This window comes from Micromonospora sp. NPDC048830, assembly GCF_043198215.1.
Classification (GTDB): domain Bacteria; phylum Actinomycetota; class Actinomycetes; order Mycobacteriales; family Micromonosporaceae; genus Micromonospora.
Genome location: NZ_JBICUP010000005.1, coordinates 192263 through 212588, shown reverse-complemented (window position 1 = coordinate 212588; position 20326 = coordinate 192263). Strand labels below are relative to the sequence as shown.

At 74.4% G+C, this 20326-nt stretch carries 15 protein-coding genes; 10 read left to right on the top strand and 5 right to left on the bottom strand.

Annotated elements, in window-relative coordinates; genetic code table 11:
• A complete protein-coding gene (locus tag ACGFIZ_RS07490) occupies positions 1 to 1050 on the bottom strand; it encodes an AAA family ATPase (RefSeq protein ID WP_393416778.1) in 1050 nt (349 codons plus the stop codon).
• Between the two features lie 635 nt (positions 1051 to 1685).
• Here ACGFIZ_RS07490 and leuS point away from each other — a divergent pair.
• Positions 1686 to 4523 (top strand): leucine--tRNA ligase, encoded by a 2838-nt coding sequence (leuS, locus tag ACGFIZ_RS07485; protein ID WP_393416776.1) that lies wholly within the window; start codon positions 1686 to 1688, stop codon positions 4521 to 4523.
• Between the two features lie 270 nt (positions 4524 to 4793).
• On the opposite strand, the gene ACGFIZ_RS07480 is transcribed toward leuS, so the two are convergent.
• The 4 genes from ACGFIZ_RS07480 to ACGFIZ_RS07465 all read right to left on the bottom strand — a co-directional run bounded on the left by ACGFIZ_RS07480 (position 4794) and on the right by ACGFIZ_RS07465 (position 8291).
• Complete coding sequence (locus ACGFIZ_RS07480; protein WP_393416774.1) at positions 4794 to 5537, bottom strand: phosphotransferase; 744 nt, start codon at positions 5535 to 5537, stop codon at positions 4794 to 4796.
• 114 nt (positions 5538 to 5651) lie between these two features.
• Positions 5652 to 6338 (bottom strand): TVP38/TMEM64 family protein, encoded by a 687-nt coding sequence (locus ACGFIZ_RS07475; protein ID WP_393416772.1) that lies wholly within the window; start codon positions 6336 to 6338, stop codon positions 5652 to 5654.
• A complete protein-coding gene (locus ACGFIZ_RS07470) occupies positions 6335 to 7054 on the bottom strand; it encodes a type 1 glutamine amidotransferase (RefSeq protein WP_393416770.1) in 720 nt (239 codons plus the stop codon). The genes ACGFIZ_RS07475 and ACGFIZ_RS07470 overlap by 4 nt, the downstream gene beginning before the upstream one ends.
• Positions 7044 to 8291: a MurT ligase domain-containing protein gene (locus tag ACGFIZ_RS07465; RefSeq protein WP_393416870.1), complete on the bottom strand. Its 1248-nt coding sequence runs from the start codon at positions 8289 to 8291 to the stop codon at positions 7044 to 7046. Before ACGFIZ_RS07465 ends, ACGFIZ_RS07470 begins: the two co-directional genes overlap by 11 nt.
• Positions 8292 to 8733: 442 nt before the next feature.
• On the opposite strand from ACGFIZ_RS07465, the gene mraZ reads away from it, so the two are divergent.
• The 9 genes from mraZ (at position 8734) to murG (ending at position 20326) form a co-directional block, all read left to right on the top strand.
• Complete coding sequence (gene mraZ / locus ACGFIZ_RS07460; RefSeq protein WP_347670430.1) at positions 8734 to 9165, top strand: division/cell wall cluster transcriptional repressor MraZ; 432 nt, start codon at positions 8734 to 8736, stop codon at positions 9163 to 9165.
• A 205-nt stretch (positions 9166 to 9370) separates the two neighbouring features.
• Positions 9371 to 10459: a 16S rRNA (cytosine(1402)-N(4))-methyltransferase RsmH gene (rsmH, locus tag ACGFIZ_RS07455; protein ID WP_393416768.1), complete on the top strand. Its 1089-nt coding sequence runs from the start codon at positions 9371 to 9373 to the stop codon at positions 10457 to 10459.
• Positions 10456 to 11058: a hypothetical protein gene (locus ACGFIZ_RS07450; RefSeq protein ID WP_393416766.1), complete on the top strand. Its 603-nt coding sequence runs from the start codon at positions 10456 to 10458 to the stop codon at positions 11056 to 11058. Before rsmH ends, ACGFIZ_RS07450 begins: the two co-directional genes overlap by 4 nt.
• A 5-nt stretch (positions 11059 to 11063) precedes the next feature.
• Entirely contained in the window at positions 11064 to 13277 is a 2214-nt protein-coding gene (locus tag ACGFIZ_RS07445; RefSeq protein ID WP_393416764.1) for a peptidoglycan D,D-transpeptidase FtsI family protein, read from the top strand.
• Between the two features lie 52 nt (positions 13278 to 13329).
• Positions 13330 to 14892, top strand: coding sequence for a UDP-N-acetylmuramoyl-L-alanyl-D-glutamate--2,6-diaminopimelate ligase (locus ACGFIZ_RS07440; protein ID WP_393416762.1), 1563 nt, complete (start codon positions 13330 to 13332; stop codon positions 14890 to 14892).
• Positions 14889 to 16289 carry a UDP-N-acetylmuramoyl-tripeptide--D-alanyl-D-alanine ligase gene (gene murF, locus ACGFIZ_RS07435; protein ID WP_393416760.1) on the top strand — a complete coding sequence of 467 codons (1401 nt, stop codon included), beginning with the start codon at positions 14889 to 14891 and terminating at the stop codon, positions 16287 to 16289. The genes ACGFIZ_RS07440 and murF overlap by 4 nt, the downstream gene beginning before the upstream one ends.
• On the top strand, positions 16286 to 17419 hold the full coding sequence (mraY, locus tag ACGFIZ_RS07430) for a phospho-N-acetylmuramoyl-pentapeptide-transferase (protein WP_347670425.1): 1134 nt from the start codon (positions 16286 to 16288) through the stop codon (positions 17417 to 17419). Before murF ends, mraY begins: the two co-directional genes overlap by 4 nt.
• A 394-nt stretch (positions 17420 to 17813) precedes the next feature.
• Positions 17814 to 19220 (top strand): FtsW/RodA/SpoVE family cell cycle protein, encoded by a 1407-nt coding sequence (locus tag ACGFIZ_RS07425; protein ID WP_393416868.1) that lies wholly within the window; start codon positions 17814 to 17816, stop codon positions 19218 to 19220.
• The gene (gene murG / locus ACGFIZ_RS07420; RefSeq protein WP_393416758.1) at positions 19220 to 20326 is read left to right on the top strand and encodes an undecaprenyldiphospho-muramoylpentapeptide beta-N-acetylglucosaminyltransferase; all 1107 of its coding nucleotides are present in this window, start codon (positions 19220 to 19222) and stop codon (positions 20324 to 20326) included. Before ACGFIZ_RS07425 ends, murG begins: the two co-directional genes overlap by 1 nt.

Sequence of the window (20326 nt, the reverse complement as noted above, 5' to 3'; positions counted from 1 at the left end):
TCATCGCCTCCGCGGCTCGTACGGGGCGCGGCCGTTGTCGTCGGGCCGGGTGTCGTAGGGGGAGCGCTTGCGGTCGTGCGGCAGCGGCAGCCGGTGCACCAGGTCGGAGACGATCGCGTCGGTGGTGCGCCGGGCGAGCTGGGCGTCGGCGGTCGGGATGATCCGGTGGGCGAGCACCGGCACCGCGAGCACCTGGAGGTCGTCGGGCAGGACGTAGTCGCGCCCCTCCAGGGCGGCGACCGCCCGGGCGGTGCGCAGCAGTTGCAGGGTCGCCCGCGGGGACGCGCCCAACCGCAGGTCGGGGGCCTCGCGGGTGGCGGTGACCAGGTCGACGGCGTACTGCTTGACCGCGTCGGCGACGTGCACCTCGCGGACCGTGGCGATCAGCCGGCGGACCACGTCGGCGTCGGAGACCGGCTGCAGCTCCTGCAGCGGGTCGGCCGCGCCGTGCCCGTCCAACATGGCCAGTTCGGCCCCGGCGTCCGGGTAGCCCATCGCGATCCGGGCGGTGAACCGGTCGCGCTGCGCCTCCGGCAGCGGGTACGTCCCCTCCATCTCGATCGGGTTCTGGGTGGCGATCACCATGAACGGCGTCTGGAGCTGGTAGGTGACCCCGTCGACCGTGACCTGCCGCTCCTCCATGCACTCCAGCAGGGCGGACTGGGTCTTCGGCGACGCCCGGTTGATCTCGTCGCCGACCACCAGGTTGGCGAAGACCGCGCCGGGGCGGAACTCGAAGTCGTGCGTCTCCTGGTTGTAGACGCTGACGCCGGTGACGTCGCTGGGCAGCAGGTCGGGGGTGAACTGGATGCGGCGCACCGAACAGTCGATGGACCGGGCCAGTGCCTTGGCCAGCTTGGTCTTGCCGACCCCCGGGACGTCCTCGATGAGCAGGTGGCCCTCGGCGAGCAGGACGGCGAGAGCGAGGCGCACGGTCGCGGTCTTGCCCTCGATGACCTGCTCGATGTTGGCCACGATGGCCTCGCTGGCGGCGCGGAACTCGTCGTGCGGCAGCAGACCGCCCACCTCGTCCCAGGTCTGTTGTGTCACGGGCCTCCTCCTCGTCGCCGTAACGGCAGCTCTGTCTAGAGCACCTGGCCCCGTCCTTGGTTCGCGACGGGAGAGCCTCGTCTGCCGCAGATTTCTCACTGGCCTCTCAGGCTAACCATGTTTGCCGGTGCCGCCGACCCGCGCAGGCAGTCGGTCGGTTACGCCCGGAATATCTGCCGGACGGGGGAGCCGGGCCGGGGCGGTACGGGGGAGAACGGCGGGCGGGCGTCCCACCTGGCGGTGGTGGGCGACGTGCCGGCGCGGCGGGCGGGGTACACTCCCGACATGGCTGGAGTCTTCCTGCTTCTTACCGGGCCGTGCTGATGCGCTGACGCGCGACAGCACGGCGGCCCCTCCTGCGCGAGGGGCTTTTTTGTGCCCTCCGCCGGGCGGCGGCACCGCGTGCCGGCGTCAGGCGGCGGGCACCGCGTCCTCCGTCAGGCGGCGGGCACCGCGTTCGCCGTCAGGCGGCGGGCACCGCGTTCGCCGCTCCGGCGGCGGCAGCGCCCGCCGTGGGGCGGCGGCGACGCGGCGAGCGGATCCACTCCCCATACCGACATGACCGCGCCGAGCGAGGTCAGCATCCAGCCCGGCCGTGGCGTGGCCGGCGGCGACGAGCGAAGCGAGGAGACGCCATGAGTGAGGCAGCAGCGGCGGGGGACACCCCCCCGTTCCGGTACACCGCGGCCCTGGCCGACGAGATCGAGAACCGCTGGCAGGACCACTGGGAGCGGGAGGGGACGTTCCACGCCCCCAACCCGACCGGCCCGCTGGCCGACGCGGACCACCCGCGCGCGGGCGCGGAGAAGCTGTACGTGCTGGACATGTTCCCGTACCCGTCCGGGGCGGGCCTGCACGTCGGGCACCCGCTGGGGTACATCGGCACCGACTGTTTCGCCCGCTACCAGCGGATGGCCGGGCGCAACGTGCTGCACGCGATGGGCTTCGACGCGTTCGGCCTGCCCGCCGAGCAGTACGCGGTGCAGACCGGCACCCACCCGCGCACCACGACCGAGGCGAACATCGAGCGGTACAAGGCGCAGCTGCGCCGGCTGGGGCTGGCCCACGACGAGCGCCGTTCGGTGGCGACCATCGACACCGGGTTCTACCGCTGGACCCAGTGGATCTTCCTGCAGATCTTCAACTCCTGGTACGACCGCGCGGCGCGCAGAGCCCGCCCGATCGCGGAGCTGATCGCCGAGTTCGAGGGGGGCAACCGCCCCACCCCGGACGGCCGCCCCTGGGCGGAGCTGTCCGTGGCCGAGCGGCGCGCGATCGTCGACGACCACCGGCTGGCGTACGTCTCGGAGGCCCCGGTCAACTGGTGCCCCGGGCTGGGCACCGTGCTGGCCAACGAGGAGGTCACCGCCGACGGCCGCTCCGACCGGGGCAACTTCCCGGTGTTCAAGCGGAACCTGAAGCAGTGGATGATGCGGATCACCGCGTACGGCGACCGGCTGCTGGAGGACCTGGACACCCTGGACTGGCCCGAGCCGATCAAGCTGATGCAGCGCAACTGGATCGGCCGCTCCACCGGCGCGCACATCGACTTCCCCACCGACCGCGAGCCGATCCGGGTGTTCACGACCCGCCCGGACACCGTCTTCGGCGCCACGTACATGGTGCTGGCCCCCGAGCACGAGCTGGTCGACGCGCTGGTGCCGGCCGCCTGGCCCGAGGGCACGAAGGACGCCTGGACGGGCGGGCACGCCAGCCCGCGCGCGGCCGTCGAGGCGTACCGGAAGGCGGCGGCGGCCAAGACGGACATGGAGCGGCAGGCGGAGGCCCGGGAGAAGACCGGCGTCTTCGTCGGCGCGTACGCGACCAACCCGGTCACCGGCGGGCGCATCCCGATCTTCATCGCCGACTACGTCCTGGCCGGCTACGGCACCGGCGCGATCATGGCGGTGCCGGCCCAGGACGAGCGGGACTGGGACTTCGCCGAGGTCTTCGACCTGCCGATCGTGCGGACCGTGCAGCCCAGCGAGGGCTTCGCCGGCAAGGCGTACACCGGGGACGGCCCGGCGATCAACAGCGCCGCGCCCGAGCGGGGCGTGGACCTGAACGGCCTGGGGGTCGCCGACGCCAAGGCCCGGATCGTCGAGTGGCTGGAGGCCAACGGGCACGGCTCCGGCGCGGTGACGTACCGGCTGCGGGACTGGCTGTTCAGCCGGCAGCGCTACTGGGGCGAGCCCTTCCCCATCGTGTACGACTCCTCCGGCGCGGCCATCGCGCTGCCGGAGGAGATGCTGCCGGTCGAGCTGCCCGAGGTGGACGACTTCTCCCCGCGCACGTTCGACCCGGACGACGCCGACACCGACCCGGAGACCCCGCTGTCGCGCCGGCGCGACTGGGTCGAGGTGGAGCTGGACCTGGGCGACGGCCCGAAGCGGTACACCCGCGAGACGAACGTGATGCCGCAGTGGGCCGGCTCCTGCTGGTACGAGCTGCGCTACCTGGACCCGACCAACGCCGACCGGTTCGTCGACGCCGACAACGAGCGGTACTGGATGGGCCCGCGCGGCGAGGGCGACTGCGGGGGCACCGACCTGTACGTCGGCGGCGCCGAGCACGCCGTGCTGCACCTGCTGTACGCCCGGTTCTGGCACAAGGTGCTGTACGACCTGGGCCACGTCTCGTCGTTCGAGCCGTTCCGCAAGCTGTTCAACCAGGGCATGATCCAGGCGTACGCGTACACCGACGCCCGGGGCTCCTACGTGCAGGCCGAGGAGGTCGTCGAGCAGGACGGCCGCTGGTTCCTGGGCGAGGAGGAGGTGCGCCGCGAGTACGGCAAGATGGGCAAGTCGCTGAAGAACGTGGTCACCCCCGACGACATGTGCGCCGCGTACGGCGCCGACACCTTCCGGGTGTACGAGATGTCGATGGGCCCGCTGGAGGTGTCCCGCCCGTGGGAGACCCGGGCGGTCGTCGGGTCGTACCGGTTCCTGCAGCGGGTCTGGCGGGCGGTCGTCGACGAGCAGACCGGCGAGCTGCGGGTCGCCGACGAGCCGGCCGACGAGGCGACCCGGCGGCTGCTGCACCGGGTGATCGACGGGGTCCGCTCCGACATGGAGGGGATGCGGTTCAACACGGCGATCGCCAAGCTGATCGAGCTGACCAACGCGCTGACCCGGCTGCCGGCCACGCCGCGCGAGGTCGCCGAGCCGCTGGTGCTGATGCTGGCGCCGTTCGCCCCGCACATCGCCGAGGAGCTGTGGCGGCGGCTGGGCCACGACGCCTCGCTGGCGTATGCGGGCTTCCCGGCGGCCGACCCGGCGCTGCTGGTGGCGGAGACGGTGACGTACCCGGTGCAGGTCAACGGCAAGGTCCGGGGCCGCATCGAGGTGCCCGCGGACGCGTCCGAGGAGGCGGTGCGCGCGGCGGCCCTGGAGGCGGTCGCGGCCAGCCTGGCGGGCAAGGAGCCCCGCAAGGTCATCGTGGTCCAGGGCCGCATGGTCTCGATCGTGGCCTGACGCGGCTCCCGGCGGTGCGGGCCCCACCCGCCCCGCCCGCCCCGCCCCGCCCGCCCGCCCCCGCCCCCGCCCCGCCCCCGCCCCGCCCCGCCCCGCCCCCGCCCCGCCCGCCCCGCCCGCCCGCCCGCCCCGTGGCGACAACTTCAGGGAAGTTGTTCCCATTCCGCGCCGGGAGGGGACTGTTTCCCCGAAGTTGCGCGGATCTTGCGAGCACGTCGCGAGCACGTCGCGGGCACGTCGCGGGCACGTCGCGGGCAGGGCGGGGGTGGGCTAGGGGGTCAGGAGGGCGGTCAGGGTCGTGTGGTGGGTCTGGAGCCAGGCGTGCCAGCCCTGGACCGCCTCCACCACGCCGGCGTCGCGCAGGCGGCGCATGCCCGGGGCGTCCCGCTCGGCGCCTTCGGCGATGCCCCGCCGGGTCCCGTCGACCTGGGCCAGCATCACGTCGAGCAACTCGTCGGCGCCCGGCAGCGGCCCGTACGCGTCGCGGACCACCCGGCAGCGGCGGGCCAGCTCCTGCGGGTCCGCGCCCGGGCCCAGCTCGGCCCAGTGCCAGCAGACGAAGGCCACGTCCTCGACCCGCCGGCCAGGGCCGGCCAGGTCCCAGTCCAGGAAGGCCACCGGCAGCGGCCCCTGCCCCGCGTCCCGGTAGACGGTGTTCTTGGGGGAAAGGTCGTGGTGGCAGACCGTCTCCGCGTCGCCCGCCAGCGGGGTGCCGGCGCACGCGTCGTGCAGCGCCCGGACCAGCCGGGCCACCCCCGCGAGCGCGGCGTCGGAGAAGTACGCCGACTCCTCCCGATCCCGGCACGGCACCCGCCCGTCGAGGTAGCCCAGCACCTGCCGGCCCCGCTCGTCGACGCCCAGGTACGCCGGCGCCACGGGGCAGCCCACCCGCTCCAGGTGCCGCAGCAGGTCGGCGACGTACGCGGCGTTGGCCGGCGGGGTACGCCGCACGGTGTCCCCGACGCGGGCGACCTCCGAGATCCACCCGCCCGGCAGCAGCTCCTCCGCGCTCACCGGAGGCTCCCTTCGTTCGCGACTGCGGGGCTCCGCTTCGCTGCACTCCTCGCGCTCACGGGAGCCTTCTTTCGTTCGCGGCTGCGGGGCTCCGCTTCGCTGCACTCCTCGCGCTCACCGGGCCGCCTCCGCACGGCGCCGGCGTTCCGCCCGCCACCAGCGGTACGCGAGCACGGCGCTCGCGACGAGGCCCAGGGCGGCCGGCGCGGCGGCGTACCAGTTGACGGGGCCGGGCGAGGTGACCGCCGCGCCGATCGCGGCGTAGCCGAACGCGGTCGGGACGGAGGCGACGACGCTGCCGACCAGGAACGGCAGCACGCGCGCCCCGGTGGTGCCGTAGCCGTAGCTGACCAGGCCGAAGCCGGCGATCGGCAGCAGCCGGACGGTGACCACCCCGAGCACGCTCTGCCGGGCGAACCAGCCGTCCAGCCGGGCGAGCCGGCCGCGTACCCGTTCGGCGACGAACTCGCGGCCCAGCGTCCGGCCGACGGCGAAGCCGATCGCCGCGGCCAGCAGCGCGGCGCCGAGGGCGTACGCGGCGCCCTCGACCGGGCCGAAGGCCGCCCCCGACGCGAGCGTGACGAAGGTGCGGGGCACCAGGGCGACCAGCAGCAACGCGCCGCCGAACACGGCCGCGACCGGGGCGTACGGGCCGAGGGAGTCGGCGAGCCGCGGCAGCTGCGCCACCTCGGGCCGGGTCAGCACCGGCAGCACCGCGGCGAGCGCCGCGAGCAGGAGCAGCAGCAGGGCGAACCGGCGCGCCGACGGTTGCCGCAGGAGCCGCCGGACGGCGCCGATCATGCCCGGGCGGCGGCCACCGCGGCGCGGCGCTCGGCGCGGAGCCGGTCGGCCCAGGTGTCGTCCAGGGGCGAGAGCTGGTGCGCGCCGGTCGCCCAGCGCAGCAGCAGGTCGGCCAGGGCGGGGTTGCGGGCCAGGGCCGGACCGTGCGAGTACGTGCCGAGCAGCTTGCCCCGCCACGCCCCCTCGGTGGTGCCGTCGTTACCGACGCCCGCCGTGACCCGGGCCAGCGGGGAGACGCTGGGGCCGAGGCGGGTGCGGCCGCCGTGGTTCTCGAAGCCGGTCAGCGCCGGCAGGCCGAGCCGGGCGTCGACGTCGCCGGCCAGCTCGCCCACCGCCCGCGTGGGGCCCCGGTCGGAGGAGAGGTCCAGCAGCTCCAGCCCCCGGTACTGCGTGCCCTTGGCGAAGAACGAGGTGCCGAGGAGTTGGTAGCCGGCGCACACCCCGAACACCACGGAGCCCTGGGCGACGGCCCGGTGCAGGCCGCCGTCGGCGATCAGCCGCTGTGCGCCCAGCGCCTGCGGGCCGTCCTCGCCGCCGCCGATCAGGTAGATGTCGGCGGTGGAGGGCATCCGCTGGTCGGAGCGGACCTCCAGCACCTCCACCGGCATCCCGCGCAGCTGCGCCCGGCGGGCCAGGATCAGCACGTTGCCCCGGTCGCCGTAGGTGGACAGCAGGTCGGGGTAGATCCAGACGATACGCAGGCTCTCAGTTGACACGGTCCAGCTCCGCTCGGATGTCCTGGAAGGCGGTGTAGTTGGCGATGACCTCCAGACGGCCGGGCGGGACCGCCCGGACCGCCTCGGCGAACGTCCGGACGTGCTGGAACGGCACGTCGTTGACGTCGAGGCGGACGGCCAGGTCGAACGCCCGGTCGCCGGTGATCAGCACCGGCCGGCCGCGCAGCGGGGCGAAGTCGACGTCGAACAGCCAGGACGTGTCCAGCCCGTCCGGGTCCCGGGCGTTGATGGACAGCAGGGTCGGCGCCACGTCCGCCATGTCGAACGCCTCCAGCCAGCTGGCCGGGTTCTTCGCCAGCAGCAGCCGGATGTTGCGCCCGTCCCGCTCCACCTGCGCGTAGCGCCCGGCCACGGAGGTGACGGCGGCCAGCCGGGAGACCGCGTCGACCGGGCGGACGCCGAACTCGGCGGCGACGGCGAGCGCGGTGGCTGCGTTGCCCACGTTGACCCGGCCCGGGAGTTGCAGGCTCACCTTGTGCCACGCGCCGGTCGGGTCCAGCACGCCGTCGTCCTCGACGGTCCACTGCGGCTCGGGGCGGCGCAGCGGGCACCCGCTGCACCACCACTGCTCACCCGAGCGCTGGATGCTGTGGCCGCACTCGGGGCAGACCCAGGAGTCGTCGTGCCAGCGCTGGCCGGCGCTGAACCAGGTGACGTGCGGCGCCCGCATGCCCCGGGCCGGGTCGGCCGGCGGGGTGGCCGCCCACACCACCATGGGGTCGTCGGCGTTGGCCACCACCCGTACGTCGGGATGGTCGACCAGCGCGGCGCGCCAGAGCTGCGCCATCATGGCGACCTCCTTGGCCCGGTCGAGCTGGTCGCGCGAGAGGTTCAGCAGCGCCACCACGTGCGGCTCGGTGGCCCGCAGGACCTGTGCCAGGTAGTGCTCGTCGACCTCCAGCACCGCGTACGGGGTACTGCCGGCCTTGGCCAGCGCCGAGGTGTGGCCGGTGGGCATGTTCGCGCCGAACGAGTTGGTGGCCACCCGGCCCAGGACGCCGACGGCGGCCGCCGCCAGCCGGGTCGTGGTGGTCTTGCCGTTGGTGCCGGAGACGAGCGCGATGGCGCGTCCGGCCGAGAGGTGGGCCAGCAGGTCGGGGTCGATCTTCAGCCCGATCCACCCGCCGATCACCGATCCGTCGCCGCGGCCCGCGGCTCGCGACAGCGCCGCAGCGGTCCGCGACACGGAGCTGGCCACCTTCGCCCGCAGGGGCATCTTCGCGTCCGTCACCCGAGCGAGGTTACCGGACCGCCGCCCCCGCCAGATCGCCGCCGACGGCGAACCGTTCGGCCGGTGGCCTCCGGCGGACGGTCGGGGGGATCCCCGCGGACGGTCGGGGGGATCCCGGCGGACGGCCGGGGGGCTCCCCGCGGACGGGCGGAGGCTCGACGCGGACGGTCAGCGGGCGCTCGGCCGGATGGTGTCGATCTATGTCGGGTAGCGGACGTGGTGGGGGGGCCGTGTCGGCCCTCCACTCCGCCCCACCCCTTCTGACGTGCGGTTTTGCGCGCGGAAAGGGCGCGCCGCGCGGGCGATTCTGGTTGCAGGTGGAGGGAAGTGGAGTAGAGTGGGGCGCGATGGTGGGGCCGGGAGGGTCCACCGGCCCGGGGGGAGGCGGCGCCGCGAACGCCGCTGAAAGGGCGAGGGGGTTGGGCCGATGTTTCTCGGCACCCACACCCCGCGCCTGGACGACAAGGGCCGGTTGATCCTGCCGGCGAAGTTCCGGGATGAGCTGGCGGGGGGTGTCGTGATCACGAAAGGGCAGGATCGCTGCCTCTACGTCTTTCCGATGCCCGAGTTCCAGCGCATCGCCGACCAGTTGCGCGCGCAGCCGATGACGCACAAGGCGGCCCGGGCCTACAGCCGGGTCTTCTTCGCCAGCGCGCACGACGAGGTCCCGGACAAGCAGGGCCGGGTCACCATCCCGGCCCACCTGCGGGGCTACGCCGGGCTCGACCGGGACCTGGTGGTGATCGGGGCGAGCACGCGGGTGGAGATCTGGGACAAGGCGGCCTGGGAGGCCTACCTCGCCGAGAGCGAAGACGACTTCGCCGACATCGAGGAGGGGGTGCTGCCCGGCGGTCTGTAGGGCGTGACGACGTCCGACGTACTGCGAGATCTCCAGCCGCTTTCGAGCTCCTGGCACCCCTTCCCCGGTGTCAGGCGCACGATCTGATCGGAGGGCCGCGGCCTCCGGCGGGCGGGAGCGGATGGGGATCTGGCGGTACGACGGAGGCGTCGTCCGGCGGCAGGCGCGGCGAGAGAACGGACGGTTCAATCCAGTGGGGGTCGACATGGGGGAGCTTCGCGGCACGCACGTGCCGGTGCTGCTCGAGCGGTGTCTCGAGTTGCTGGCCCCCGCGCTGGGTAGGGGTGACCGGACGATCCACGTCGACGCCACGCTGGGCCTGGGCGGTCACGCCGAGGCGGTGTTGGAGGCGCACCCGCACACGATCCTGATCGGCTTGGACCGGGACACCGAGGCCCTCGCCCACGCGCGGGTCCGGCTGGCCCGGTTCGCCGACCGGATCCACCTCGAGCACGCCGTCTACGACGAGCTGCCCGAGGTGCTCGCCCGGCTGGGCTACCCGGCGGTCGACGGGGTCCTGTTCGACCTGGGCGTCTCCTCGCTCCAGCTCGACGCGCCCGACCGCGGCTTCGCCTACTCACAGGACACCGCGCTGGACATGCGGATGGACCAGACCCGGGGGGTGACCGCCGAGGAGGTGGTGAACACCTACCCCCATCCGGACCTGGCCCGGGTGCTGCGGGTGTACGGCGAGGAGAAGTTCGCGATCAGGATCGCCTCGGCGATCGTCCGGGAGCGCGAGCGAGCCCGGATCACCTCGTCGGCGCGGCTCGCCGAGCTGGTCGTGGAGAACATTCCGGCACCAGCCCGTCGAACCGGGGGACACCCGGCGAAGAGAACGTTTCAGGCTTTACGGATCGAGGTAAACAGGGAGCTGGCGGCGCTGGAGACGGCGCTGCCGGCCGCTCTCGACAAGCTCACCTTGGGTGGCCGCATGGTGGTCCTGTCCTACCACTCGCTGGAGGACCGGCTCACCAAGGCGGCCCTCGCCGACCGGGTCCGCAGCAAGGGCCCGGTCGACCTCCCGGTCGAACTGCCCGGGTCGGGCCCGACGTTCCGGCTGCTCAGCCGGGGCGCCGAGCTTCCCGGGGAGGCGGAGGTCGCCGTGAACCCGCGCGCCGCCTCGGTGCGCCTGCGGGCCGCGGAACGGATCGACCCGGAGGCCGAGCGGCGGCGGACCGACCGCGAACGGTACCGCCGCCGGGTCAAGGCGATGCACCAACCGGGGACGGGGTCGGCTCGGCCGACTCCGGTGGACGGGGCAGGGACGGACGAAGAGGGGGAGGGGACATGAACGTCAACAAGCGCGGCGTCCGGGACACCGGCGTCGGGCAGCGCGCACCGCGGTCGGGGGGCCGGACCGCGGCGCAGCGGACCACGCGGGCCGGGCTTCCGGTACCCGGGACCGGCCGGCTCGACCGGCAGGCGGAGACTCGCGCCGGGGGGCCGCGCGAGTTCCCGCTCAACGGCAGCACCGCCCTGCGTCCGGCCGAGCGTTCCCGCCCGGCGGCGACCCCGTCGCCGCGCCTGCGGGTGGCGCCGCCGCCGCCGGTGTCGGTGCCGCGGGCGCCGTTCGTGGCGCTGATCCTGGTGCTCGTGGTCGGCGGGGTGCTGGGCATCCTGCTGGTCAACACCAAGATCAACGAGAACTCGTTCCGACTGGAGAAGCTCCAGCAGCAGCAGGCCAAGCTCGACGTGGACCAGCAGCAGCTGGAGAAGGACATCGCCGAGGCGGAGGCGCCGGGCAACCTCACCGCCGCCGCCAAGCGGCTGGGCATGGTCGAGGCGGAGGAGCCGGCGTACATCCGGCTGCCGGACGGGCGCGTGATCGGGGTGCCGCAGCCGGCCAACGGCAAGCCCTCGGTCACCAGCCAGCAGGGCACGGGAGGCTGACCGCAGTGCCACCGAGGTCGGAGGAACCGCGCCGGGACGCCAACACGGGCTCCCGGCGCGGTTCGTCACGCGCCGCCGGGCGGGGCGAGCCGCACTCCGGCGAGCCGGGCGTCGGGGGCATCTCCGGCGCGCGGGCGTACACCCCTCGGGGGCGCACGATCCGCGAGCAGGGCGCGGCCGGCCGGTCGGGGTCCGGCGCCGCCGAGCAGCGGCGTACCCCGCGCAGCAGCCGGTCCGGCGACCCGTTCCGGCCGGCGTTGCAGGTGCTCGACGGCGGCCGGGCCGGCACCGCGCGCGCCGGCCGCCGGGGGACCGCCCCGGGCGGCCGGTCAGGGGTGGTCCGGACGATCCAGCCCCGACCGGGCGGCGCCTGGACGGACGAGGACGACGAGCCGGCGCCGCCGCGCCGCCGGCCGGGCCCGCGCCGCGCGGACCGGCCCACCCCCGGGCGGTCCCCGCGTAAACCGCGCAAGCCGCCCCGGCTGGCCGACCCCCGCCGCCGCCTGCGCCTGGGCACCCTGGTCGTGCTGGCGCTGTTCGCCACCATCGGCATCCGGCTGGTCTTCCTCCAGGCGGTCGACACCCCCGCGTACGCCGAGGCGGGCCTGCCCGACCGGCTGACCCGGGTCGACCTGCCCGCCCCGCGCGGCGCCATCTACGACCGCACCGGCGCCCCGCTGGCCCACAGCATCGAGGCCCGGTACGTCTTCGCCGACCCCACCCTGGTCAAGGACCGCACGGCGACCGCCCGGGCGCTGTCCCCGCTGCTCGGCCTGCCGGTGTCGGAGCTGGCCGAGCGGATGAAGCCGCGCACCCTGGAGAGCGGCGTGGCCTCCCGGTTCGAGTACCTCGCCCGGGGCGTGGAGATCCCCACCGCCAAGCGGATCATGGACCTGGACCTGGACGGCATCGGCGTGCACCGCGACGAGCGGCGCGAGGTGCCCGGCGGTGACCTGGGCGCCAACCTGCTGGGCTTCACGAGCCAGGACATGATCGGCCTGGAGGGGCTGGAGGCCCGCTACGACGACCTGCTGCGCGGCGAGATCGGCCGCCGGGTGTACGAGGCCGGCCAGGGCGACCTGGGCGCTCCCATCCCCGGCGGCTACAGCCGCACCACCCCGGCCAAGCCGGGCAGCTCCCTGACGCTGACCATCGACCGGGACCTGCAGTTCCAGAGCCAGCGCATCCTGACCGCCCAGACGGAGCGGGTCCGGGGCAGCGTCGGGGCGGCCGTCGTGCTCGACGTGGCCACCGGGGAGGTGCTGGTCCAGGCGAGCCACCCCGGCTACAACGCGGCCAAGCCGGAGGAGAGCGAGCCGACGGCCCGGGAGGACGCCGCGACCAGCTTCGTCGTCGACCCCGGCTCGGTGCACAAGGCGATCACGTTCGGCGCGGCGCTGCAGGAGGGCGTGGTCACCCCGGACACGGCCCTGCCGGTGCCCAACTCGATCCGCAAGGGCGACACCGTCTTCCGGGACACCCACCCCGCCAACGGGCGGCGGATGAGCCTGGCCGGGATGCTCGCGTACTCGTCGAACGTGGGGACCATCGAGATCGCCGACAAGCTCGGCCCGGACCGGCTGATCGACTACCAGAAGCGGTTCGGGCTGGGCCAACCCACCGGGGAGGGCATGCCGGGGGAGGCCAGCGGCCGGCTGCTGCCCGCCGACCAGTGGAGCGAGTCGTCGCACGGGTCGGTGCCGATCGGGCACAGCGTCGACGCCACCCCGCTGCAGATGGCCGCCGCGTACGCCGCGATCGCCAACAACGGCACGTACGTCCAGCCGCACCTGGTCAAGGAGGTGATCAGCGGCACGGACGGCAGGCGGACGCCCGCCGAGCCGCCGGTCACCCGGCCGGTGCTCAGCCCGCAGAACGCCGCCGCGCTGCGCACCATGCTGGAGGCCGTCACCACCGTCGAGGGGGCCACCGGGCGCGCCGCCGCGGTGCCCGGCTACCGGGTGGCCGGCAAGACCGGCACGGGCCTGCGCTACGTCGACGGCAAACAGCAGCCCGGCGAGGTCGGCTCGTTCATCGGTATGGCCCCGGCGGAGAACCCCCGCTACGTGGTCGCGGTCTTCGTGTGGAGCCCCGGCGGCGGGGGCGGGGCGGTCGCCGCGCCGGCCTTCCGGCAGATCATGGGCTTCACCCTGAGCCACTACCGCGTGCCGCCGTCCACGGACGGCAAAACCCCGAAGTTCGAGGTCTTTCCGCGCTGACCAGGCACGGAGGGACATCATCGGTGAGTGGGGACGAACCACCGGGGCGGCTGTGCGGTCGGGACCGGGCGACCGGGTAGGGTCTGACGCCGTGCCAGGGAATCTCCGTCCCCGTACCGTGACAGGAATCCGGCTCGGCGACCTCGCCGGCCGGCTCGCCGTCGAGGCCCCGCCCGGGGCCGCCGACATCCCGGTGACCGGCGTGACCCACGCCAGCCAGGAGGTCCACCCCGGCGACCTGTACGCCGCCCTGCCCGGCGCCCGCCGGCACGGCGCGGAGTTCGCCGCCGCCGCGCGGGCCGCCGGCGCGGTGGCCGCGCTCACCGACCCCGCAGGCGCGCCGGCCGTGGCCGAGGCGGGCCTGCCGGCGCTGGTGGTGCCCGACCCGCGCGCCGTGCTCGGCACGCTCGCCGCCGCCGTCTACGGCGACCCGACCGACGGGCTCACGGTGATCGGGGTGACCGGCACGGCCGGCAAGACCTCCACCGCGTACCTGGTCGAATCGGGGCTGCGGGCCGCCGGCCACGTCACCGGGCTGATCGGCACGGTCGAGACCCGGCTGGGTGACCTGGTGGTCGACAGCGTGCGGACCACGCCGGAGGCCACCGACCTGCACGCCATGCTCGCCGCCGCCCGCGAGCGGGGGGTCACCGCCGTGGTCATGGAGGTCTCCAGCCACGCCCTGGCCCTGGGCCGGGTGGGCGGCGTCCGGTTCACCGTCGGCGGGTACACCAACTTCGGCTCCGACCACCTGGACTTCCACGCCGACGCGGACGACTACTTCGCGGCCAAGGCGCTGCTGTTCGACGGGCGCTGCGACGCCGAGGTGCTCAACGCCGACGACCCCGCGCTGCGTCCGCTGTTCACGCCGGCCACCATCAGCTACTCGGCCGCCGGCGACCCCACCGCCACCTGGTACGCGACCGACGTCGACGGCGAGGGGTACGCCCAGCGGTTCACCGCGCACGGCCCCGACGGGCTGACCGTGCGGGCCGGGGTGGCGCTGCCCGGGCGGCACAACGTCGCCAACGCCCTGCTGGCCATCGCCGCCCTGGTCGCCGCCGGGGTGGACGCCCGCACGGCCGCCGACGGCGTGGCCGCCTGCGGTGGGGTGCCCGGCCGGCTGGAGCTGGTCGCCGCCGGCCCGGTGCGCGGGGTGGTCGACTATGCGCACAAGACGGACGCGATCGTGGCCGCCCTGGCCGCGCTGCGGGAGCTGAGCGGCGGGCGGCTGATCTGCGTGCTCGGCGCCGGGGGCGACCGGGACCGGGGCAAGCGGCCGGCCATGGGCGCCGCCGCCGCCGAGGGGGCCGACGTCGTGATCGTCACCGACGACAACCCGCGCGCCGAGGACCCGGCCGCGATCCGGGCCGAGGTGCTGGCCGGGGCGTACCGGGCGGGCACGCCGGCCCGGATCGTCGAGGTCGGCGGCCGGCGGGCCGCGATCGACGAGGCGGTCCGGCTGGCCGCGCCGGGGGACGCCATCGCGCTGCTCGGCAAGGGGCACGAGCGCGGGCAGGAGGTGGCCGGCGAGGTGCTGCCGTTCGACGACCGGACGGAGTTGGCGGACGCGCTGCGCGCCCGCTTCGGCGGCGACCTGGTGGGCCTGCGGTGATCCCGCTGACCCTGGCCGAGGTGGCCGCCGCCGTCGAGGGCCGCCTGCTCGCCGCCGACCCGGCCGCCCGGGTCACCGGTTCCGTGGAGTACGACTCCCGCAAGGTCGGCCCGGGGTCGCTCTTCGTGGCGTTCCCCGGCGAGCGGGTGGACGGGCACGACTACGCCGCCGCCGCCGTCGAGGCCGGCGCGGTGGCCGCGCTCGGCACCCGGGAGGTGCCCGGGGTGCCGATGGTGCTGGTCGCCGACGCCCTCGACGCGATGGGCCGGCTGGCCCGGGCGGCGGTGCGGCGGCTGCCCGAGCTGACCGTGATCGGGCTGACCGGCTCCTCCGGCAAGACCACCACCAAGGACCTGATCGGCCAGCTCACCGCCCGGCTCGGCCCCACGGTCGCCCCGCCGGGGTCGCCCAACAACGAGCTGGGCCACCCCTGGACGGCGTTGCAGGCCGGCCCGGAGACCCGGTTCCTGGTGCTGGAGAAGGGCGCCCGGGGGGTGGGGCACATCCGCTACCTGTGCGAGGTGGTGCCGCCGCGGATCTCCGTGGTGCTCAACGTCGGGGTGGCGCACATCGGCGAGTTCGGCTCGGTGGAGAACATCGCGCTGGCCAAGGGGGAGCTGGTGGAGGCGCTGCCGGCCGACGGGCTGGCCGTGCTCAACGCCGACGACCCGCTGGTCGACGCCATGGCCGCCCGCACCTCCGCCCGCGTGGTCCGGTACGGCGAGGCGGCGCACGCCGACGTCCGGGCCGTGGACGTCGCGCCGGACGAGCGGGGGCGGCCGTCGTACACGCTGGTGACGCCGGAGGGCAGCGCGCCGGTGCGGCTGGGGCTCACCGGCCGGCACCAGGTGTCCAACTCCCTCGCCGCCGCGGCGGTGGGCCGGGAACTGGGCATGTCGCCGGCCGAGCTGGCCACCGCGCTGGGCGCGCTGGGGCTGGTCTCCACCCGGCGGATGGACGTCTTCGACCGTCCCGACGGGGTGACGGTCATCGACGACTCGTACAACGCCAACCCCGCCTCGACGGGCGTCGCGCTGCGGGCCCTCGCCGGGCTCGGCGCCGGGCGGCGTACCGTCGCAGTGCTCGGCTACATGGCTGAGCTGGGGTCGTACGAGAGGGAGGGGCACCTTGAGGTCGGCCGCCTCGCGGCCGACCTGGGCGTGGACCGGCTGCTCGTGGTGGGCGAGCCGGCGGCGCCGATCCACGAAGGCGCGACAGCGGTAGAGGACTGGGGAGGAGAGTCGGTGCTGCTCACCGATCAGGCGGCAGCCGTCGAGGTGCTGCGGAGCGAGTTACGACCGGGCGACGTCGTCCTGGTGAAGGGCTCCCGGTACCGGACCTGGGAGGTGGCCGACGCACTGCGTGCCGGGGCCGCCGGGAACGGGGCCGCCTCGTGAGGGCGGTGATCGTCGCCATCGGGGTCGCCTTCCTCGTCTCGCTCTTCTGCACCCCGATCGCGATCAAGGTGTTCACCCGGCTCAAGGCCGGCCAGCCGATCCGATCCCTCGGGCTCGCCAGCAACCAGGGCAAGAAGGGCACGCCGACGATGGGCGGCGTGGTCTTCATCCTGGCCACGGTCATCGCGTACGTCGCGGGGCACCTCGCCCTGACCACGCTGCCGGACGCCCAGATCGCCCAGGTCGAGCCGACCATCACCGCGCTGGTGCTGCTGGGGCTGATGGTGTTCTCCGGGGCGGTCGGCTTCATCGACGACTTCCTCAAGGTGCGCAAGCGGCACAGCGGCGGCCTCAACAAGCGGGGCAAGCTGGCCGGGCAGATCCTGGTCGGCGCGATCTTCGGCGTCGTGGCGCTGTACTTCCCGAGCAGCATGACCGACGCCAGCGGCACGGCGACCAACACCGAGACCGTGGGCGCGACGACGCTGAGCTTCATCCGGGACATCCCCGCGCTGGACGTCACCAAGATCGGTGCCGTGGTCATCTTCATCTTCGTGGTGATGGCGGCCACCAACGGCGTCAACCTCACCGACGGCCTCGACGGCCTGGCCACCGGGGCCTCGGTGATGGTGCTCGCGGCGTACGCGCTGATCGCGTTCTGGCAGTACCGGCACTGGTGCGCCGACCCGACGTACACCGCCAACCCGAACAACTACTGCTACACCGTTCGGGACCCGCTGGAGATCGCGCTGATCGCCGGGGCGGCGGCCGGGGCCTGCGTGGGCTTCCTCTGGTGGAACACCTCCCCGGCGCGGATCTTCATGGGCGACACCGGCGCGCTGGGCCTCGGCGGCCTGATCGCGGGCATGGCGATGTCCACCCGGACCATCCTGCTGCTGCCGATCATCGGCGGGCTGTTCGTGATCATCACGATGTCGGTGGTCATCCAGATCATCTCGTTCCGCACCACCGGCAAGCGCGTCTTCCGGATGTCGCCGTTGCAGCACCACTTCGAGCTGGCCGGCTGGAGCGAGGTCAACATCGTCGTCCGGTTCTGGATCATCGCCGGGATCGGGGTGGCCATCGCGCTCGGGCTGTTCTACAGCGACTTCCTCGCCGCCATGGCCTGACCCGGCGCGGCCACGGCCTGACCCGGCGCGGCCATGGCCTGACCGGCCGCTCTCGTCGGGCCGGCCGGGTTCGTCGGACCGGCCGGGTTCGTCGGACCGGCCGGGCTCGTCGGGGCGGCCCGGTGCCGTCCGGTGCCGCCTCCGCGTGTCGACAGGGCCCCCTGCTGGGCGAAATGCGCCGACAGGGGGTCCTTCCGTTCCGGCGACACGCCGAGACGGGGGCGTTCGACGCGAACAGGCCGTTCGCATTCGCCATGATGGGCGGGTGGGGGAGGATCGAGACGCGGGCACGACGACGACCGGCACGCCGCCGCGGCGGGCCGCGGGCGGCGGGGGGCGTACGGCCGACCCGCCGGCGCCCGCGCCGGCCTTCGGTTTGGACGCCGCCGGTGGCCTGGCGGCGCTGCGCGGCCTGCTGGCCCGGCCGCTGGCGTCCTACTACCTGCTGATCTCCAGCGCCGGCCTGCTGCTGGTGATCGGCCTGACCATGGTCTTCTCGGCCACCAGCGTGAAGAACTACGCCGAGGAGGGCAGCGCCTTCGTCGACCTGAGCCAGCAGGCGATCTTCGCGGTGATCGGCGTGGTGGCGTTCTGGGCGTGCCAGCGGCTGCCGGCCAGCACGTACCGCTCGGTCGCCCGGACGGCGCTCGGCGTCGCGGTGGCGCTGCTGCTCCTGCTGAATCTGCTGGTGGCCCTGAACTCGCTGTTCGGGATCGAGCGGGTCGGGCCGCTGGAAGCCGAGCTGCTCTGGCTGAAGGTCAGCGGCGTCCAACTGCAACCTTCGGAGCTGGCGAAGTTCGCGCTGGTGCTGTGGGGGGCCGACCTGCTGGCCCGCAAGGGTGCCCGACTGGGCTGGTGGAAGGAGCTGGCCACCCCGCTGTTCCCGGTGGTGGCGCTGCTGTTCGTCCTGGTCGGCTTCAACGACCTGGGCAGCATGCTCTGCATGCTCGCGCTCGTGGTCGGCCTGCTCTGGGCCGCCGGGGTGCGCACCCGGGTCTTCGCCGTGCTGTCGGTGGTCGGGCTGATCGGGATCGGCCTGCTGGTCGCCGCGGCCTCGCTCGGCGCCGGGTCGGGGGCGAAGGGCGAGGAGAACTACCGACTCGCCCGGCTGACCATCTTCTTCGATCCGCCCGAACCCGAGAAGTGCTTCGAGGGCTGGTGCTACCAGCTGGTCCAGGGCCGCAACGCGATCGAGCACGGCGGCTGGTTCGGGGTGGGGCTGGGCAAGAGCAGCTTCAAGTTCGGCTGGCTGCCGGAGGCGCACAACGACTTCATCTTCGCGGTGTTCGCCGAGGAGCTGGGCGTCGTCGGCTGCGTCGTGCTGATCACCCTGTTCGCGGTGCTCGGCTACACCGGGCTGCGGATCGCCCGGCGGGTGGAGGACCCGTTCCGCCGGCTCGCCGCGGCCGGCGCGACGACCTGGCTGGTCGGGCAGGCGATCATCAACATCGGCGGCGTCATCGGCCTGCTCCCGCTGACCGGCGTGCCGCTGCCGTTCATCTCCGACGGCGGCAGCGCCCTGGTGGTGACCCTGGCCGCCGTCGGGATGCTGGCGTCGTTCGCCCGGGCGGAGCCGGACGCGGCCCGAGCCCTGCATGCCCGTCCGCCGGCCCGGTGGGTCCGACTAGTGTGGGCCCCGTTGCCGCCGCTTCCCGGCCGGCGCCGCCGAGCCGCGGCGCCACCGGTCGACCGTGGGTCCGTACCCCGGTCTCGGTCGCGGCGCGAGGACGACCAGGCCGCATCCCGCGGCGCCAGGCCGAGTCGGGCCGGGCGCGGGGCGGCGAGCGAGAGGAGACGCTGATGGGTCCGCTGCGTTCGGTGGTGCTCTGCGGAGGGGGTACGGGTGGACACATCTACCCGCTGCTCGCCTTCGCCGACTGCCTGCGCCGACACGACCCCGGCGTCCGGATCACCTGCCTCGGCACACCACGCGGCCTGGAGAACGAGCTGATCCCGCCGGCCGGCTACGACCTGCGGCAGATCCCGGCGTACCAGCTGCCCCGATCGGTGAACATGAGCCTGGTCCGCACCCCGGACCGGATGTGGAAGGCCGCCCGCGCCGCGGGCAAGGTGATCGACGAGGTGCGGGCCGACGTCGTGGTCGGCTTCGGCGGGTACGTCTCGGTGCCCGGCTACCTCGCCGCGTGGCGGCGAGAGCTGCCGATCGTCATCCACGAGGTGAACGTGCCGCCGGGGGTGGCCAACCGGCTCGGGATGAAGTTCACCAAGCACGTCGCGGTCGGCTTCCCGCACCAGCCGGCGCAGGCCGAGTCGCTGCGCGACGCGCGGGTCGTCGGCGTGCCGCTGCGCCGGGGCATCGCCGGGCTGGACCGGGCCGCCAACGCCGCCGCCGCCCGGGCCCACTTCGGGCTGCGCCCCGACCTGCCGGTGCTCTTCGTGGCCGGCGGCTCGCAGGGCGCCCGGTCGATCAACCTCGCCGTCGCCGGCGCGGCCAAGGAACTGGCCCGCAACGGCGTGCAGGTGCTGCACGTGATGGGCGCCCGCAACGAGCCGGTGCCGATCCCCACCGACCTGCCCGTGCCGTACGTGACCCTGCCCTACCTGTCGCAGATGGAGATCGGCTACGCCGCTGCAGACCTGATGCTCGGCCGGGGCGGGGCGATGACCTGCGCCGAGGTCGCCGCGATCGGGCTGCCCACCATCTACGTGCCGTACCCGCACAGCAACCAGGAGCAGAAGCGAAACGCGCTGCCCGTGGTGGAGGCCGGCGGCGGGCTGCTCGTCGACGACGCCGAGCTGACCCCGGGCTGGCTGGAGCGGACGGTCGTCCCGCTGGTCCGCGACCGGCACCGGCTCGCCGCGATGGGCGCCGCCGCCGCCGCGTACGGGCGCCGCGACGGCGACGAGGCGCTGCTGAACTTCGTCTACGAGGCGGTCGCCCAATGA

What these genes read in the sequence shown, in the direction of transcription:
- mraZ (WP_347670430.1), top strand. Translation starts at nt 8,734, where the DNA reads ATGTTTCTCGGCACCCACACCCCGCGCCTGGACGACAAGGGCCGGTTG.
- rsmH (WP_393416768.1), top strand. Translation starts at nt 9,371, where the DNA reads ATGGGGGAGCTTCGCGGCACGCACGTGCCGGTGCTGCTCGAGCGGTGT.
- ACGFIZ_RS07465 (WP_393416870.1), bottom strand. Translation starts at nt 8,291, where the DNA reads ATGCCCCTGCGGGCGAAGGTGGCCAGCTCCGTGTCGCGGACCGCTGCG.
- leuS (WP_393416776.1), top strand. Translation starts at nt 1,686, where the DNA reads ATGAGTGAGGCAGCAGCGGCGGGGGACACCCCCCCGTTCCGGTACACC.
- ACGFIZ_RS07475 (WP_393416772.1), bottom strand. Translation starts at nt 6,338, where the DNA reads ATGATCGGCGCCGTCCGGCGGCTCCTGCGGCAACCGTCGGCGCGCCGG.
- ACGFIZ_RS07450 (WP_393416766.1), top strand. Translation starts at nt 10,456, where the DNA reads ATGAACGTCAACAAGCGCGGCGTCCGGGACACCGGCGTCGGGCAGCGC.
- murG (WP_393416758.1), top strand. Translation starts at nt 19,220, where the DNA reads ATGGGTCCGCTGCGTTCGGTGGTGCTCTGCGGAGGGGGTACGGGTGGA.